Annotated in this window: 12 protein-coding genes; 8 read left to right on the top strand and 4 right to left on the bottom strand. The window is 59.1% G+C overall.

The window, feature by feature from the left end; genetic code table 11:
- The first annotated feature begins 1 nt into the window (after position 1).
- Together JL39_RS24825 and JL39_RS24820 are read left to right on the top strand one after the other, a co-directional pair.
- Positions 2 to 967: an ATP-binding protein gene (locus JL39_RS24825; protein ID WP_037156995.1), complete on the top strand. Its 966-nt coding sequence runs from the start codon at positions 2 to 4 to the stop codon at positions 965 to 967.
- A 29-nt stretch (positions 968 to 996) separates the two neighbouring features.
- Positions 997 to 2,838 carry a TniQ family protein gene (locus JL39_RS24820; RefSeq protein WP_037156993.1) on the top strand — a complete coding sequence of 614 codons (1,842 nt, stop codon included), beginning with the start codon at positions 997 to 999 and terminating at the stop codon, positions 2,836 to 2,838.
- 382 nt (positions 2,839 to 3,220) lie between these two features.
- Here the strand turns inward: JL39_RS24820 and katG are convergent, their stop codons facing one another.
- Together katG and denD are read right to left on the bottom strand one after the other, a co-directional pair.
- Positions 3,221 to 5,407, bottom strand: coding sequence for a catalase/peroxidase HPI (gene katG, locus JL39_RS24815; protein WP_037156991.1), 2,187 nt, complete (start codon positions 5,405 to 5,407; stop codon positions 3,221 to 3,223).
- A gap of 679 nt (positions 5,408 to 6,086) precedes the next feature.
- The gene (denD, locus tag JL39_RS24810) at positions 6,087 to 7,073 is read right to left on the bottom strand and encodes a D-erythronate dehydrogenase (RefSeq protein ID WP_037156982.1); all 987 of its coding nucleotides are present in this window, start codon (positions 7,071 to 7,073) and stop codon (positions 6,087 to 6,089) included.
- Positions 7,074 to 7,247: 174 nt separating this feature from the next.
- Here denD and JL39_RS24805 point away from each other — a divergent pair, with 174 nt between their 5' ends.
- The 6 genes from JL39_RS24805 to JL39_RS24780 all read left to right on the top strand — a co-directional run bounded on the left by JL39_RS24805 (position 7,248) and on the right by JL39_RS24780 (position 13,672).
- Positions 7,248 to 8,693: an FAD-binding oxidoreductase gene (locus JL39_RS24805; protein WP_037156980.1), complete on the top strand. Its 1,446-nt coding sequence runs from the start codon at positions 7,248 to 7,250 to the stop codon at positions 8,691 to 8,693.
- 28 nt (positions 8,694 to 8,721) lie between these two features.
- On the top strand, positions 8,722 to 9,441 hold the full coding sequence (locus JL39_RS24800) for a FadR/GntR family transcriptional regulator (protein WP_152601270.1): 720 nt from the start codon (positions 8,722 to 8,724) through the stop codon (positions 9,439 to 9,441).
- A gap of 141 nt (positions 9,442 to 9,582) precedes the next feature.
- Positions 9,583 to 10,788: a fumarylacetoacetate hydrolase family protein gene (locus JL39_RS24795; protein WP_052183094.1), complete on the top strand. Its 1,206-nt coding sequence runs from the start codon at positions 9,583 to 9,585 to the stop codon at positions 10,786 to 10,788.
- Between the two features lie 17 nt (positions 10,789 to 10,805).
- Positions 10,806 to 11,339: a TRAP transporter small permease gene (locus JL39_RS24790; RefSeq protein WP_037156977.1), complete on the top strand. Its 534-nt coding sequence runs from the start codon at positions 10,806 to 10,808 to the stop codon at positions 11,337 to 11,339.
- The gene (locus tag JL39_RS24785; protein ID WP_037156975.1) at positions 11,339 to 12,616 is read left to right on the top strand and encodes a TRAP transporter large permease subunit; all 1,278 of its coding nucleotides are present in this window, start codon (positions 11,339 to 11,341) and stop codon (positions 12,614 to 12,616) included. The genes JL39_RS24790 and JL39_RS24785 overlap by 1 nt, the downstream gene beginning before the upstream one ends.
- A gap of 48 nt (positions 12,617 to 12,664) precedes the next feature.
- Positions 12,665 to 13,672, top strand: coding sequence for a TRAP transporter substrate-binding protein (locus tag JL39_RS24780; RefSeq protein WP_037156973.1), 1,008 nt, complete (start codon positions 12,665 to 12,667; stop codon positions 13,670 to 13,672).
- A 58-nt stretch (positions 13,673 to 13,730) separates the two neighbouring features.
- Here JL39_RS24780 and JL39_RS24775 read toward each other — a convergent pair whose 3' ends face one another.
- Positions 13,731 to 14,606, bottom strand: coding sequence for a DMT family transporter (locus JL39_RS24775; protein WP_081952988.1), 876 nt, complete (start codon positions 14,604 to 14,606; stop codon positions 13,731 to 13,733).
- Positions 14,607 to 14,656: 50 nt separating this feature from the next.
- Positions 14,657 to 15,859, bottom strand: a complete 1,203-nt coding sequence (locus JL39_RS24770) for a mandelate racemase/muconate lactonizing enzyme family protein (protein ID WP_037156969.1) — start codon at positions 15,857 to 15,859, stop codon at positions 14,657 to 14,659.
- Positions 15,860 to 16,043 lie beyond the last annotated feature (184 nt).

The raw sequence follows: 16,043 nt of genomic DNA, 5'->3' as shown, positions 1-16,043 counted from the left end.
CATGACCGATGCACGGTATATCGAAACTGCGCGCCTCGCCGCTGTCAAAACCAGAGTTCGCGCGAGCTATTTCACGACGGGCCGTGACGGGAAGCTCGCTTCCTATCTCCGTGAGATGGCCGTCAACGTGGCGGACTGGGAACAGGGGACCGGCTCGAAGCGGCGCGCACTCTTCCTCATCGGGGATTCGGGCAGCGGCAAGACGCGCTCGCTGCAGCATCACTTCTCCACGATGCCGGAATTTCGGCCGTACGAGAACGAGCATGGCGAGACCGTCTCGCCAGTGCTGAGCATCGACGCGCCGCGGCCTTGCAACACGAAGGCCCTGGCGATCACGATCCTGACGGCGATGGGACTGCCCACCAGGGAGCGCATGACGGAACACGCGCTCTTCGCGGTCCTCAAGGCCCAGCTTCGCGAACGGGGCGTGAAATACCTCCACGTAGACGAGATGCAGCACGTCATGCGGCACAACACGTCGGCAGCGATCCGCCATGTGCAGGACACGTTGAAAAGCCTGATCCAGATTGAGGACTGGCCTCTTCACACGATCTATTCCGGGGTTTCCGAGTTGGCGGAATTGCTCAGGGGCGATCCCCAGCTTGCCAACCGTTCCCGCGTCCTGCGGTACGACGCGCTCAGCTGTCCCGCGGACGCTCAGTGGATCACGAGCATCCTCGAGAAAGTAGCCACCGAGGGATGCGGGTTGGCCTCGTCTGCGGAGCTTCTTGAAGACGATTTCCCAGAGAAGCTTTGCCTTGCTGGCAATGGCGCGTTCGGTTCGATGATCGCGATGGTGCAGGAGGCATGCTTTCGCGCGCTCGAACGAGGGCGGAAGTCGGTCTCGATCAAGGAGTTCGCCCGGAACTACGAGCGCGATACCGGATGTATTCCCCGCGACAACGTCTTCACCGCCGCCCGCTGGCGCGACCTTGTGCCGGGTCACGCGCTAGCGGACCTCGCTTGAACAGAACCTCAGTAGGAAAGGAAGCCCCGATGAAGCTCCCGATCTCGATCACATTCCACGACAATGAAACGCCGCTTGGGTTTGTATCCCGCCTCGCCGCGGCCAACGGCTATCCTTCGCTGGAAACCTTCCTCGATTGCACGGAAACGAGCGCGCTTGCGATCTCGCGCGGCGACGCGGAGGCGATGGCACTTCTGGAAGAGTGGTCCGGAGAGGAAGGTGGAAGGTTTGCCCGGTTTGCCGCCCGAACCCTCCACGGAAAGCTGTGTTTCGACCTGGGAGATGCGGTTTTCAGCCGCGAGTATCGTCGCGGCAAAGCCCATCGTTTCTGCGTTCGATGCGTCCAGGACGATCTTCGAAACGGCGAAGGCCGCATCATCTCCCGTCCCTATGTACGTGCATGGTGGGAAACGAGAGCAATCCAGACATGCCCAATCCACGGTTCACGCATTACGGAAGTAGCCTGCGAAAGCGGACAGGACGACTTCGCTTCTTACGTCCGAACCAACCCGCACGTGTTCGCCGACAACACCGGAAGTAAGGACTTCCTTCGCACGAGAAAACTGGACTTATACCTGATGGGCCGTATCCAAGGAGTAAAGGCCTGCGACTTCCTCGATGGCCTCGAGGCGTATGTCGTCGCGGACCTCAGCAAGCATTTTGGACGCCTTCTCGCTCGCCACGGGAAAGGCAGCCTGAACCACGCTGGACAGGGTGAGTTCGAAGTTGCCGAGCATGGGTTCCTCGCCGTGAAACTCGGCGAGGAATTTATCACTGAGCGGGTCTCGGCCATCATCCAGGAAATGAACCCCGCGGCGTCCGAAGTGCGTGCTGTACTCGACCCGATCCCGCGCTGGCTTCGTCGCAACCGTGAGGTTCCGGCGTTCGCGTCTCTTGTACAGCTGTTCCAGGATGTGGCTGAGAGAAACATGCCGCTGGGCGAAGGCGATCTTTGCATCATCCCCACCCGTCGGCGATATCTCCACACCGTGCGCTCCGCTGGCTTGGAATACGGGCTGATGGAAGACAGGGTGATCGAAATTTTGAGAAATGCAGGAATCATGGTGCCCTCCGGCCTTCCCAACGGCAGAGCGTGCTTCGATGCGGAACTGGCCCGCCCTATCCTGTCGGCGGCCCGGGAAACGATCACCATTTCGGAGGCGGAAGCTGCTCTTGGGTTGAACCGCCAGAGATTGCACGAGATCATGGAGGCAGGACTTCTCCGCAGGGTAGAAGACGAACGAAACGGGCAACGGGTGTACACGCGCATCCGTAAGGAAGACCTGGGCGATTTTCAGAGCCGACTTTTCGAGAGGGCGCAGACCCGAACCGATCTCGAAGGCTTCATGCCAGTCGTCCAAGCCGCGCATCGATGCAACCGCCAGCTCTGGGAACTGGTGCAGATGATCCTGGACGGCCAGGTGAATGGCATTGCCAAGGCCGATGACGCCATGGTTTTCTCAAACCTTTTCGTGGACTGGAAAGAGTTGCAATCAGAGCGCAGACGCACGGCCAAGCAGGATATCGGCGTTGACCTCCTGAGCATCAAGGAGGCCGCAGCCATCTTGAAGACCACGCAGTGCAAAGTGTATCCGCTCGTGAGCGCCGAGCTTCTGCCGGCGATCGCCAAATACAACAAGTCGTCGCACCGGGAGCAGTTCTTCATCGAACCCGAGGCGCTTGAGGAATTCCAACGTCTTCATATCTCGATCGCCGGGATCGCTTCTATCTATGGCACTCGTGCCGATGTCGTCGCGCGCCGCATGGAATTGCTCGGCATCGAGCCGAGTTTCGAGCCGGGGAGCCGGACAGGACGATATTATCGACGGAGCGATCTCGAGAAATTCACCTTCGACCGATTGGCGGCATAAGTCCCGTCATCATATCCAAGGTTTCAAAGGCTCCGGTTTCGGGGCCTTTTTTGTTGTCCGGATTTCAAGGGCAGCACTCTGGGACAGAGCTATTAAAGCATCAGGGACATGGCAAATTGAACCAAGGGAAATAACGCAATAGAATCAATGGCCGTCTAGTCTCTCTGGGACAAACCTACCGAACCGCTCCAGTTGAGCTCCCGGATACCTTCGTCCAAAACTGCCGAGGACATATGTGGGATGATTGACCATCATCTTCTTCACGTCGCGCCGCCTATGCGCCTTACGATCCGGCTGCCTGCGAGATCCGGGGAGGAAATCCAATCCGGCGAGGGATGCCTGGGCGTGGCCGAGAAGCCGCGCCCAGGCAGGGCTTTTGTCATCAGATCAGATCAAAACGATCGGCGTTCATGACCTTGTTCCAGGCGGCAACGAAGTCCTTCACGAACTTTTCCTTGGCATCGGACTGCGCATAGACTTCAGCGATGGCCCGAAGCTGAGAATGCGAGCCAAAGATGAGGTCCACGCGCGTGCCGGTCCACTTCGGCGCCTTCGTCTTCCGATCGTGCCCCTCGTAGACGCCGTCCTTGCCGGGAACCGGCGCCCATTCCGTACTCATGTCCAGCAGGTTGACGAAGAAGTCGTTCGTCAGGGTTTCGGGTTTGTCAGTGAAGACACCATGCTCCGGCTGTCCGGCCTTCAGCACGCGCAGGCCGCCGACGAGCACCGTCATTTCCGGTGCAGTCAGCGTCAGCAGTTGGGCCCGGTCTACAAGAGCCTCTTCCTGCTGCATGAACTGTATCCTGCCGTTATTGACATAATTGCGGAAACCGTCGGCACGCGGTTCGAGCGGCGCGAAGGAAACGGCGTCGGTCTGTTCCTGCGATGCATCCATGCGGCCCGGCGTGAACGGCACGGTGATGTCGTGTCCGGCGGCCTTGGCCGCCTTCTCGACACCCGCAGCACCGGCAAGAACGATCAGGTCGGCGAGCGAGATCTTCTTAGCGCCGGTCTGGGCAGCGTTGAAGTCCCTCTGGATGCCTTCGAGGACGCCAAGAACCCTGGCGAGCTGTGCCGGCTGGTTCACGTCCCAGTCCTTCTGCGGGGCAAGGCGAATGCGTGCGCCATTTGCACCGCCACGCTTGTCGGAACCACGGAAGGTCGAGGCCGAAGCCCAGGCGGTCGAGACCAGTTCCTGCACCGAAAGGCCGGCGGCAAGGACCTTGGCCTTCAAGTCGACGATGTCCTTTTCGTCCACGAGTTGGTGGTCTGCGGCCGGGATCACGTCCTGCCAGATCAGGTCCTCGGCCGGCACTTCCGGGCCGAGGTAACGCACCTTCGGTCCCATGTCGCGATGGGTCAGCTTGAACCATGCGCGGGCGAAGGCGTCGGCGAACTGATCCGGGTGCTCGAGGAAACGACGCGAGATCTTTTCATAGGCGGGATCGAAGCGCAGCGACAGGTCGGTGGTCAACATGGTGGGGAGATGTTTCTTCGACGCGTCATAGGCATCCGGGATGGACGCCTCCGTGTTCTTCGCCTTCCACTGATACGCACCGGCGGGGCTTTTCGTCAGTTCCCATTCGCAGTTGAACAGGTTCTCGAAGAAGTAGTTGCTCCACTTCGTCGGGGTCTGCGTCCAAGTCACTTCAGGACCGCCGGTGATGGCATCCTTGCCGACACCGGTGCCGAACGTGCTCTTCCAGCCGAGCCCCTGGTCTTCGATAGCGCCGCCTTCCGGCTCGGCACCGATAAAGGACGGATCGCCGGCACCGTGTGTCTTGCCGAAGGTGTGGCCGCCGGCAATCAATGCCACGGTCTCTTCGTCGTTCATCGCCATGCGGGCGAAGGTCTCGCGGATGTCGCGCGCGGCGGCAACCGGATCGGGATTGCCATTCGGACCTTCCGGATTGACATAGATGAGGCCCATCTGGACGGCCCCGAGCGGCTCTGAGAGCTGTCGTTCACCGCTATAGCGTTCATCGCCCAGCCAGGTGCCTTCCGGACCCCAGAAGAGCTCTTCCGGCTCCCAGGCATCGGCGCGACCGCCAGCGAAGCCAAAAGTCTTGAAGCCCATCGATTCCAGGGCAACATTGCCCGTGAGTATCATCAGGTCCGCCCAGGAAATCTTGTTGCCGTATTTCTGCTTGATCGGCAACAGCAGGCGGCGGGCTTTGTCGAGGTTGGCGTTGTCCGGCCAGCTGTTGAGCGGAGCGAAACGCTGCTGGCCGGCGCCGGCGCCGCCGCGGCCATCGGTGATGCGATAGGTGCCGGCACTGTGCCAGGCCATGCGGATGAACAGGCCGCCGTAGTGGCCGAAATCTGCCGGCCACCAGTCCTGTGAATCCGTCATCAGCGCATGAAGGTCTTTCTTCACAGCGTCGAGATCGAGCGTCTTGAATTCTTCGGCATAGTCGAACGCCTTGCCCAGGGGATCGGACAGGCCAGAATTCTGATGAAGAATCTGGACGTTGAGCTGGCTAGGCCACCAATCGCGGTTGGATCTGCCGCGAGGTGTATGGCCATGTGCGACGGGACATTTGCCCGCGCTGTCGGTTTTGGTGTCCATCATTTCCTCCTTGATTTCTCAATATCTGCATCCAGGGGAGTAGCGTCCGCCGACCAATCGGCTAGCTTCAGCTCAATATCGACCTTTTGTATGAAGTTCACACGTGCAAGATTTTGGGCCTCCGCTCGGTTAAGCAAGAGACACCGGCGATCACCTTCCCTTGCCTTCCTTCATATCGGAAGCGACTGATAAATTTAAGTTGGATTTACTGATCGTTGCGATAAGAAGGCCTTATGAAAAATTATGCCTGCCGTCATGGTCGATCACCCGCCGGCAGCAAGAGAGCGATCGGATCTCGCTTCCGATTGAAAAGCAGGTCTTGGCGCAGCCTATACTCACATCCATAGGCATCATCGGCATTTCCTCACCATCGATGAAACATACGGCACACCACCGCCGGGCGGTGTTGTGCCAGCGATCGTCAGATTGGTGATGAAGACCCCACCGGAATGCACCATGTCGATATGCACTCCGTCATGATCGGCAGCAACATGGGTGTCAGGAGGATGGCGCCGCCGATCCTTCGATCGCCTTACCGATGATAATCAGCACCATACTGATGAGCACCGGCATCGTCAGCGGATCGAACGTGTCGCAGTCGTAGCTGATACGAGAACGCGGCTATGCGGCTTCTCATCTCCAAATGCCGGATCCAGCCGAAACAGCCGCATTCTCGCGTTCAACCGCCAATGGACACCAACTCGTCCTCGATGTGAACCCGGATGATTTCGTCGAAATTTTTCTCAGCCGTAAAGCCCAATGCCGTAGCCCGCTTCGCTTCGAACCCGGGCGCCCACCCCGCGACCATCTTCATGATCATCTCGTCCGGAACGCGCCGGATCAGTCGCACCGCCCTTTCGCCTGCCGCACGACGGAGCGCTTCGATCTGTTCGCCGACCGTGGCGCTGACACCGGGCATGGAAAGGTTGCGATGTGGTCCGACCTCATCAAGGTCCAGTTTTGCCGCGTGGATCAGATAACCGACAGCCGATCGGGGCGATGTATGCCAGTGGCGTACATCTTCCGATACCGGCAGGATTGCCTCCTGCCCGATCAGCGGCTCGCGCAGAATATTGGAGAAGAAACCCGATGCGGCCTTGTTCGGCTTGCCCGGTCGGATGCAGACGGTTGGCAGGCGAATGCCGATGCCGTCGAAGAAACCGCGGCGCGTGTAGTCGGACAGAAGCAGTTCCGATATGGCCTTCTGTGTGCCGTAGCTGGTGAGCGGCGTAAGGTGAAAATCATCGGGAATCGGGAAAGGTAGTGGCGCGCCCACAACCGCGATCGATGACGTGAAGATGACGCGCGGCCTGTACCCATCCTGGTTATGCGCGACGCGGACAGCATCAAAGAGATAGCGCGTGCCGTCCAGATTCACCCGGTATCCCTTATCGAAATCGAGCTCGGCTTCCGCGGAAACGATCGCTGCGAGATGGAAGATCATGTCCGGCCTGGATTCGATGAGCTGCTCAGCCTCTCCGGGGGCGGAGAGATCGGCTTTCCGCGTCACGACGCTTCCGCCAAAACCTTCCGGATGTTCCGGCTCCACGACATCCACCAGTGTCAGCTTCTCGATGGGTTTCTCGCCGATGCCGCCATCTGCAATGAGGCGCGCCGCAAGTTTGCGACCTACCATACCGGCCGCTCCGATAATCAAGATATGCATGAAACCTCCCGTTTCCGCTGGCGCCGCTCATCTTCGCAGCTTTGAGAAATTATCTTGTATGGTTGTCTGATAACCTTATATGCTTCATTTGGAAATAGGATAGTTGGACGTGCCGCGCATGACGCAGAACGAAATCGACCATCCTTGGGGCGAATGATCCGAAGGATTAAGAGCATGACAGTCGCGGAAACGGATGGGATTGGTGAGCACCGCCTCGCCCTGCAGTCGGCGCTTGGGGATGATATTGTCCTGACTGATGCCGACGCGATGGCGCACTATTGCCGCGATTGGCACGGCGATGTGACAAGCGGTGCGGTCGCTGTCCTCAGGCCGCGGTCCACGGAAGATGTCGCCGCGTCCGTGAGGATTTGCCGTGAGCTTGGGCTCGGGATCGTTCCGCAGGGGGGTAACACCGGCCTTGTTCTGGGTGCCATTCCCGATATGCCGGAACGGCATGTCGTCCTAAGCCTTGAACGCATGAATCGCATTCGGAAGATCGACGCGGACGACTTTTCAGCCGTGGTAGAGGCCGGCTGCATCCTTTGGGAAATGAAGGAGGCAATCGCCGAGAAAGGTATGTTCTTTCCTCTGGCGCTGGGCGCGCAGGGAAGTTGCCGGATCGGCGGCAATGTCTCCACCAATGCAGGCGGCATCAACGTGCTCAGGTACGGCATGACGCGCGAGCTCGTCCTCGGGCTGGAGGTCGTCCTGCCGGACGGTTCGATCTTCGATGGGCTTTCCACCCTTCGCAAGGATAACCGTGGTGTCGACCTCAAGCAGCTCTTCATCGGCGCAGAAGGCACGCTCGGCATTATCACGGCGGTTTCCATCAAGCTGATGCCTTATCCGGACAAGGTCGCAACCGCTCTCCTCGGCCTTGCTTCGCTGCAAGACGCGATCAGCCTGTATCGTCGCGCGCGGCGGGACTGCTGCGACCTGATGTCGGCCTTCGAATTCATGCCGCCGCTCGCCTTCACGCTGGCGCGCGAAGCGATGCCCGATCTGCCGATTCCCATCGCCCCCGATTACCCCGCTTATGTCCTGATGGAGATATCGGGTTCCGGCCTCGTCGACATTGACGATCTTATGCAGCGTTTCCTGGAGGGCGTCATGACGGATGGCCTGGTGGTCGACGGCACAATTGCCGCGTCGCAGGCCCAGGCCCGGAACCTCTGGCTGATCCGCGAGGGCATGAATGAAGGACAAGCCAGGCGAGGATCGCATATGCGCAGCGATATTTCTGTCTCGCTTTCGCAGCTCGCATCGTTCGTCGCCGATGCGGAAGCGGCTATCCTTCAGGCTCTTCCGGATTGCATCAGCGTATCCTACGGCCATGTGGGTGACGGCAATGTCCATCTGAATGTTCTGCCGCCCGCCGGACTGGCGCCGGATGAACGGGCCGAGCGCATCTACCGGGCAAAGACGGTGCTAAACGAGGTGGTCGACCGTTATCACGGCAGCATCAGCGCCGAGCATGGCATCGGACGCCTCAAACGGCCTGATTTCGACGCACGGCTGCCCGAGACCCACCGAAAGCTATTGACCGCGGTCAAGCGCGCCATCGATCCGGGCCTGATGATGAACCCTGGATGCCAGTTGAATTTCCAGCCGAAGTCGTAGAAGACCTTTCGGGAAAGGGAAGATGAAGGTGGCGGTGGCAGATTTCAGTCAGATCAGGCGAAGCGAACATCTCCCGGCGCGCATCGCCGCCGAGATAAGCCGCGAAATCAGCGAGGGCCGCATAGCACCGGGGCAGAAACTTCCGACGGAGCATTTGCTGGCAAAGACGTTCGGCGTCAGCCGCTCCGTCGTGCGTGAGGCGATCGCGCAACTCCGCAATGAAGGTCTGGTCGAGACCCGACAAGGCATCGGGGCCTTCGCCACGGAGATCGAGCGGCGCCAGTCGATCCGAATCGAACAGGGCAACCTCTCCGACCCCGATAGCTTCCGCAGCCTCTTCCAGTTGCGCATGGCCCTGGAGGTTGAAGCTGCGGGACTGGCGGCAATCCATCATACGCTTGATGATCTCGCCAAGCTCGATGAAGCACTGGCGCAGATGACGGGAGCCGAGAAATGGACCGAACAAGGCATCGTCGCCGATCTCGCCTTTCACCGTCTGGTCGCGTCCGCAACCCGGAATGAATATTTTCTCCAGTTCATCAGCTTCATTGCCGAGCGTATCCACGTCGCCATCAATGCCGCTCGGGCGACTGCCATATTGGAAGAGATTGTGGAAATCACCATCGCCGAGCATGTCGCAATCCGCGATGCGATCGCCACACGTGATCCTGCGAAGGCGAAAAAAGTCATGCGCTATCATCTCGAGGGCGCTGCCAGCCGACTCAATCTGCAGCTGGAAATGCAATAGCATCCGGCCTTCGTTCGGGCCTCGTCATCTCTTAGATCGATCTATAATTTCGGGGATGGTTTGGTACACGCGCTGGACACGGTGAAAAAGTCACACTAAAACCTAGCAGAGAATGTTGTCAGACATCCTGACAATAGATCGATGGAGTGGAGGCTCGGCATCGATCAAGTGAAGGAGGATCATCGCGTGAATATCGAACGGGCGCTGGCTCCTGAATCCATACTGCCCCTGGATGCGGCGGATGCGCTGCTTGTCGGCCGCGCCTGGTCCAAGGCCCTAGGCGGTCCCTGCCCTGTCCTTCTCTCCTCAGGTCATCTGTTCGACCTTTCTCCGGTCGCGCTGACAATGTCGGGGCTTCTGGAAATCGAGGACCTCGCAAGCAAGCTGAAAGATACCTCGCGCTTCGCCGAGCTTGGCAGCCTCGCATCGTTTCTCGACGGCACTGCGGGCGAACTCCTTGCGCCCGCTGATCTGCAAGCGGTCAAGGCGGCCGGCGTCACCTTTGCCGATAGCATGCTGGAACGCGTCATCGAGGAGCAGGCGAAGGGTGATCCGCTGCGCGCCCAGGATATCCGCAGCCGGCTGGCGCCAGTCCTTGGCGATAATCTGAAAGGTCTCGTTGCGGGTTCGGAAAAAGCTGCGAGCGTCAAGGCCCTGCTGCAGGAAATGGGACTCTGGTCTCAGTACCTCGAAGTGGGCATCGGCCCTGACGCGGAAATCTTCACGAAAGCACAGCCGATGTCGTCGGTGGGTTGCGGGGCGCTCATCGGCATCCATCCGAAGTCCGATTGGAACAATCCCGAACCGGAAGTGGTGCTCGCGGTTACTTCGAAAGGCAAGATCGTTGGCGCGACACTTGGCAACGACGTCAACCTGCGCGATTTCGAAGGCCGTTCTGCTCTGCTTCTCAGCAAGGCCAAGGATAACAATGCCTCTTGCGCCGTCGGCCCCTTCGTTCGCCTCTTCGATGGCAACTTCACCATCGATGACATCAAATCAGCGGAAATCTCGCTGGCGGTCGAGGGTACGGACGGTTTCATCATGACCGGCATCAGCCCCATGCAGGCGATCAGCCGCTCGCCGGAAAATCTTGTCTCCCAGCTTCTTAACCGCAACCATCAATATCCCGACGGCGTCCTGTTCTTCCTTGGCACCATGTTTGCACCGGTCAAAGACCGTCGCGGCAAAGGCCTTGGCTTCACCCATGAGATCGGTGATCGCGTGGAAATCTCGACGCCGAAGCTGGGGCGCCTAGTTAACTGGGTCGAACATAGCGACAACTGCCCCGAGTGGAATTTCGGCTTGACGGCGTTGATGAAGAATCTTGCCGGACGCGGCCTCTTGTGAGGAAAAGGGAGGAGCGAATGCAAAAGACGATCGATCTTTTTTATAAGTTTCTGGAACTGCTGCTGATCTTCCTGTTGTCGGGCATGGCACTCATGGTTTTCGTGAACGTCGTGCTCCGCTACGCATTCAATTCCGGCCTGACGGTGTCGGACGAAATGTCCCGTTACTTCTTCGTCTGGCTGACATTCATCGGCGCGGTGGTGACCTTCCGGGAATACGGTCATCTGGGTGTGGAAACTCTGGTAGCGCTTCTCGGTCGCTCCGGACGCATCGTCTGCATGATTCTGACGAACTTGGTCATCGTCCTGTGTTCGGCGATCTTCTTCTGGGGTACCTGGAACCAGCTCCCCATCAACGCCAGCATGGCCGCCCCGGTGACCGGGCTCTCGATGGCCTGGGTCTATGGCATCGGCTTCTTCACCGGTGCCGGCTGCACGCTCATTGCTCTTGGACGCCTGGTCCGCTTGCTGACGGGCCGCGTGAGCGAGGACGAGATTGCCGCCTTTGCCGGCGAAAACCTGACGATCGAGCAATTGGCGGAGCGTACCTGATGACCCTCTTCGTCTTTGTGGGTTCCTTGCTTGCCGCAATGGCGATCGGCGTGCCGGTCGCCTTCTCCCTGATGTTCTGCGGCGTCGTTCTCATGTGGTACATGGGGATGTTCAATACGCAGATCATCGCCCAGAACATGATCGCAGGCGCAGACACCTTCACGCTGCTTGCCATTCCCTTCTTCATTCTCGCCGGTGAGCTGATGAACTCAGGCGGGCTCTCGCGTCGTATCATCGATTTCGCAATTGCCTGTGTCGGCCATATCCGCGGCGGCCTCGGCATCGTCGCCATTGTCGCAGCCCTTATCATGGCCAGCATATCGGGTTCGGCTGCTGCAGATACTGCAGCACTTGCCGCCATCCTGATCCCGATGATGGCCAAGGCCGGTTATAACGTCCCCCGCTCCGGCGGCCTGATCGCTGCCGGCGGAATTATTGCACCCGTCATCCCGCCCTCCATGGCCTTTATCGTTTTCGGTGTCGCCGCCAACGTTTCGATTACGCAGCTCTTCATGGCCGGCATCGTTCCGGGCATTCTGATGGGCCTGTCATTGATCGTCACCTGGCTGTGGGTGGTTCGCAAGGACAATATCGAAGCGCTTCCCAAGGCATCGATGAGCGAACGTCTGCGGGCGACAGGCCGGGCCGCCTGGGCCTTGGGCATGCCGGTTATCATCCTGGGAGGCATCAAGGCAGGCGTCGTGACCCCCACTGAAGCGGCGGTCATCGCAGCAGCCTATGCAATGTTCGTCGGGATGGTGATTTATCGGGAACTGAAGCCGCGAGACCTGCCGCACGTCATTCTCCAGGCGGCAAAGACTACTGCGGTCATAATGTTCCTTGTGTGTGCCGCTCTCGTCTCGGCCTGGCTCATTACGGCGGCAAACATACCCGCCGAAATCACCGGCTATATCGAACCGCTGATCGATCGGCCGAGACTGCTGATGTTCGCGATCATGGTTCTGGTGCTGATCGTGGGCACAGCCCTCGATCTGACTCCGACGATCCTGATCCTGACACCGGTCCTGATGCCGATCATCAAGCAGGCGGGCATTGATCCGGTCTATTTCGGGGTTCTGTTCATCATGAACAATTGTATCGGGCTCATCACGCCGCCAGTTGGCGTCGTGCTCAACGTCGTCAGCGGCGTCGCCCGTATTCCACTTGGAAAAGTCACTGCAGGCGTAGGGCCGTTCCTGATCGCACAGACGATCGTGCTCTTACTCCTGGTGCTTTTCCCGGACATTGTCATCGTGCCGGCTCAATGGCTGCGCTGACCGTCATAAGTTCAACCTGTTAAAGCAACCGTCCAATGGGAGGACAATATGAGAAAACTGCTTCTAGCAACAACCGCAATCGCTTTTGCCGTTTCGGCCGCAGCGCCTGCTTTCGCCGAATTCAACGAGCGCAATATCCGCGTCTCGAACGGCATCAATGCCGACCACCCGGTCGGCAACGGCATCAACGCGATGCAGACATGCCTTGATGAGAAATCCGGCGGGAAGCTGAAGCTCACCGCCTTCTGGGGCGGCGCGCTGGGCGGCGACCTTCAGGCCACCCAGGCTCTCCGTTCCGGCGTGCAGGAGGCTGTCGTAACCTCGTCTTCGCCGCTGGTGGGGATCGTCCCGGCGCTCGGCGTCTTTGACCTGCCATTCCTCTTTGCCAATTCCGAGGAAGCCTACAAGGTGCTCGACGGCAAGTTCGGCGACATGATGAACGAGAAGCTCGATGCCGCCGGCCTCGTCAATCTGGCTTATTGGGAGAACGGCTTCCGGAACCTCTCCAACTCGGTCCGCCCGGTCAACAAATGGGAAGATCTGCAAGGCATGAAGGTTCGCGTCATGCAGAACAATATCTTCCTCGACACCTTCCAGAATCTCGGCGCCAATGCGACGCCGATGGCTTTTGGCGAGGTCTTCTCCGCACTTGAAACCAAGGCAATCGACGCACAGGAAAACCCCTACGTGACGATCGATACGTCGAAATTCTTCGAAGTGCAGAAATATGTGACCGAGACGAACCACGCCTATACGCCGTTCCTGTTCCTCTTCTCCAAAGCCATCTTCAACACCTATACGCCGGAAGAACAGACTGCCCTGCGTGAATGCGCGGTTGTCGGCCGCGATGAGGAGCGCAAGGTCATCCAGGAACTCAACAAGAAGTCGCTGGAGAAGATCAAGGCGGAAGGCCTCGAGGTAAATGCGCTCTCCCCCGAGGAGCAGGAGCGCATCCGTGAAAAGTCCATGGTCGTCTACGAAAAGCACAAGGCGGAGATTGGGGCGGATGTCGTCGACGGCATTCTCGCCGAATTGAAGCAGATCCGCGGCAAGTAAGCGACAAGCCACTCGACAATCGGAAGCCTGCGGTTTCACCACCGCAGGCTTCCTGCTTTTATTCGGGGATGGACGGCAGGACTGTCTCGCGTTTCTTGAGCATCTGCTCGCGAATGAAGATGAACAGACCGGAAGCGATGATCAGCGCGGCCCCGATCAGCATGCCGAAACGGGGCACATCGCCGAAGAAAATCCAGCCGAAAACCACTGCCCAGAGCAGCAATGTATATTGAAGCGGCGCGACAGTTGCTGCGTCGGATATCTTGAGCGCCCGGTTCACCAGCATATGTGCGGCCATGGCGACGATGCCGAGCAGTCCGAGAAGGACGAGATCACGGCTGGATGCGATCGGTGACCAGTCCACCGGCGCGAACACAAGGCCAGCCAGGCCTGCACCCGCGACCTGAAAGAAGACGAGGGTGCTGTCCGGCGTGCCCCGCAGGAAGCGGCCGGAAATCAGCATGAACGCAAAAGCCGCACTGCCGACAATCGAGATGATCGCCGGCATCGTGAACATGGCGCTGGAAGGCTCGAGCGTGATGATGACGCCGATGAAGCCGACGGCGATTGCCGTCCAGCGCCGCCAGCCGACCTTCTCTCCAAGCAGGAAGGGCGAGGCGGCCGCCACATAGATGGGCGCAGCCAGCCAATAGGTCATGACGTCTGCGAGCGGCAAATACATAACGGCGTAATAGAAGCAGAAGACCTCGGCTGTTGAGAACGCCACCCTGGCAAACTGCATAACCGGTCGGTCGACACTGAGAAGATTGCTCAGACCGGCCATCCAGACCATGGGAACAAGGATAACAAGCGCAGCAAGACTGCGGATCAGGATGACCTGGCCGAGCCCGTAGCTCGCGACAAGCCACTTCCCCATCGCATCGTTCAGGGCGAACATGAGCATGCCGAGAAGCATGAGAAACGGGCCGGTCATGCTCGTGATCCTGAGCGCCGTCGCGGTCGAAGTATTCATTCGGATTCACCTTAGAGATCGGATGCTTCAGAGGTCCGGCGGCTGACGGTGAAGGCACGGTCGAGCTCTGGATTGAGCGCCATGCCGAGACCAGGTCCCGGCGGCACGGTGATCATGCCGTTTTTCACCTCCGGCAGCGCCGTCACGAGATCGCGATACCAGGTGCGATAAAAGGCACGGACGCTCTCCTGCACCAGCGCATTCGGCGCATTGAGCGAAAGATGGGTGGAGGCGCAGAGAACGACCGGACCGGTGCAATCATGCGGAGCGACCGGCAGATGCCAGGCCTCAGCCATGGACGCTATTTTGCGCGCCTCGGAGAGCCCGCCGCACCAGGAAATGTCGAGCATGACGATGCCCGCCGCGCCAGTTTCAAGATAATCGCGAAAACCCCAGCGCGTTGCGAGCGTTTCGGAAGCCGAGATCGGCGCCGGCGACACTTCGGCGTAACGCTTCAGGCTGGAAAGGCTATCCATCTTGATCGGATCTTCGTGCCAGAAGGTCTTATAAGGCGCCAGCTCCTTCGCAATCTGCATGGCCGGCAGCAGCTGCCACATCGAGTGGAATTCCACCATGATATCGATCCGGTCGCCGACTGCATTGCGGATCTTCTCGAACGGCTGAAGCGCAAGCTTCAGATCGGAAGCGGAGATATACTGGCCTTTGGTCTTCTCGGCAGCCGCATCGAAGGGCCAGATCTTCATTGCTGTGATGCCCTCTTCGAGCAGCGACTCCGCCAATTCGTCGGCGCGATGCAGGAAGCCGTTCAAATCGTCATAGGCCGTGCCGCCCGTCAGTCCGTAATTGGCTGTCGCCTGGCCAGTGTTTTTCTTGATATATTCGGTGCCTGCACAGGTATTGTAGGTGCGGATTTCACTCCGGGTGAAACCACCGAGAAGCTGCGCGATCGGCTGGCCTGTCGCCTTGCCAAAGATGTCCCAGAGCGCGATGTCGAAGGCGGAATTGCCGCGTACCTCGGCTCCGGATGACCGGAAGCCGACATAACCGACAAGGTCCTGCGCGAGGAGATCGATCTGCAGCGGATCGCGGCCAATCACGCGCGGCGCGACATATTCGTGGATATAGCTTTCAACCGTTTCCGCACCAAAGAAGGTTTCACCGAGACCTGTGATTCCCTCGTCAGTATGGACGAGAACCCAGAGCAGGTTCGAGCGCTCCGCCACCCGCACAGTCTCCAGTCTGGTGATCTTCATGGCTCTCCTCCTTGATGAAATTCACGCGCGACCTTGCTAGGGGAAGATCGCCGATACTGGAAGGCGATTTCCTTCGAAAATCCGTCACAAAACTTAGTCGCTGCAAAATAGTGACGGCAGAACAACATCAATGTCGGTCGGCCGCAAACCAATCGACAGCCAAGGGAGAAACGAGGTCACTGGA

Source organism: Rhizobium sp. YS-1r (assembly GCF_000757525.1).
Classification (GTDB): domain Bacteria; phylum Pseudomonadota; class Alphaproteobacteria; order Rhizobiales; family Rhizobiaceae; genus Neorhizobium; species Neorhizobium petrolearium.
This window is presented reverse-complemented; position numbering and strand designations above follow the sequence as displayed.

Coding starts and splice junctions, on each gene's coding strand:
- JL39_RS24825 (WP_037156995.1), top strand. CDS start 2: ATGACCGATGCACGGTATATCGAAACTGCGCGCCTCGCCGCTGTCAAA.
- JL39_RS24820 (WP_037156993.1), top strand. CDS start 997: ATGAAGCTCCCGATCTCGATCACATTCCACGACAATGAAACGCCGCTT.
- katG (WP_037156991.1), bottom strand. CDS start 5,407: ATGGACACCAAAACCGACAGCGCGGGCAAATGTCCCGTCGCACATGGC.
- denD (WP_037156982.1), bottom strand. CDS start 7,073: ATGCATATCTTGATTATCGGAGCGGCCGGTATGGTAGGTCGCAAACTT.
- JL39_RS24805 (WP_037156980.1), top strand. CDS start 7,248: ATGACAGTCGCGGAAACGGATGGGATTGGTGAGCACCGCCTCGCCCTG.
- JL39_RS24795 (WP_052183094.1), top strand. CDS start 9,583: ATGGAGTGGAGGCTCGGCATCGATCAAGTGAAGGAGGATCATCGCGTG.
- JL39_RS24790 (WP_037156977.1), top strand. CDS start 10,806: ATGCAAAAGACGATCGATCTTTTTTATAAGTTTCTGGAACTGCTGCTG.
- JL39_RS24785 (WP_037156975.1), top strand. CDS start 11,339: ATGACCCTCTTCGTCTTTGTGGGTTCCTTGCTTGCCGCAATGGCGATC.
- JL39_RS24780 (WP_037156973.1), top strand. CDS start 12,665: ATGAGAAAACTGCTTCTAGCAACAACCGCAATCGCTTTTGCCGTTTCG.
- JL39_RS24775 (WP_081952988.1), bottom strand. CDS start 14,606: ATGACCGGCCCGTTTCTCATGCTTCTCGGCATGCTCATGTTCGCCCTG.
- JL39_RS24770 (WP_037156969.1), bottom strand. CDS start 15,859: ATGAAGATCACCAGACTGGAGACTGTGCGGGTGGCGGAGCGCTCGAAC.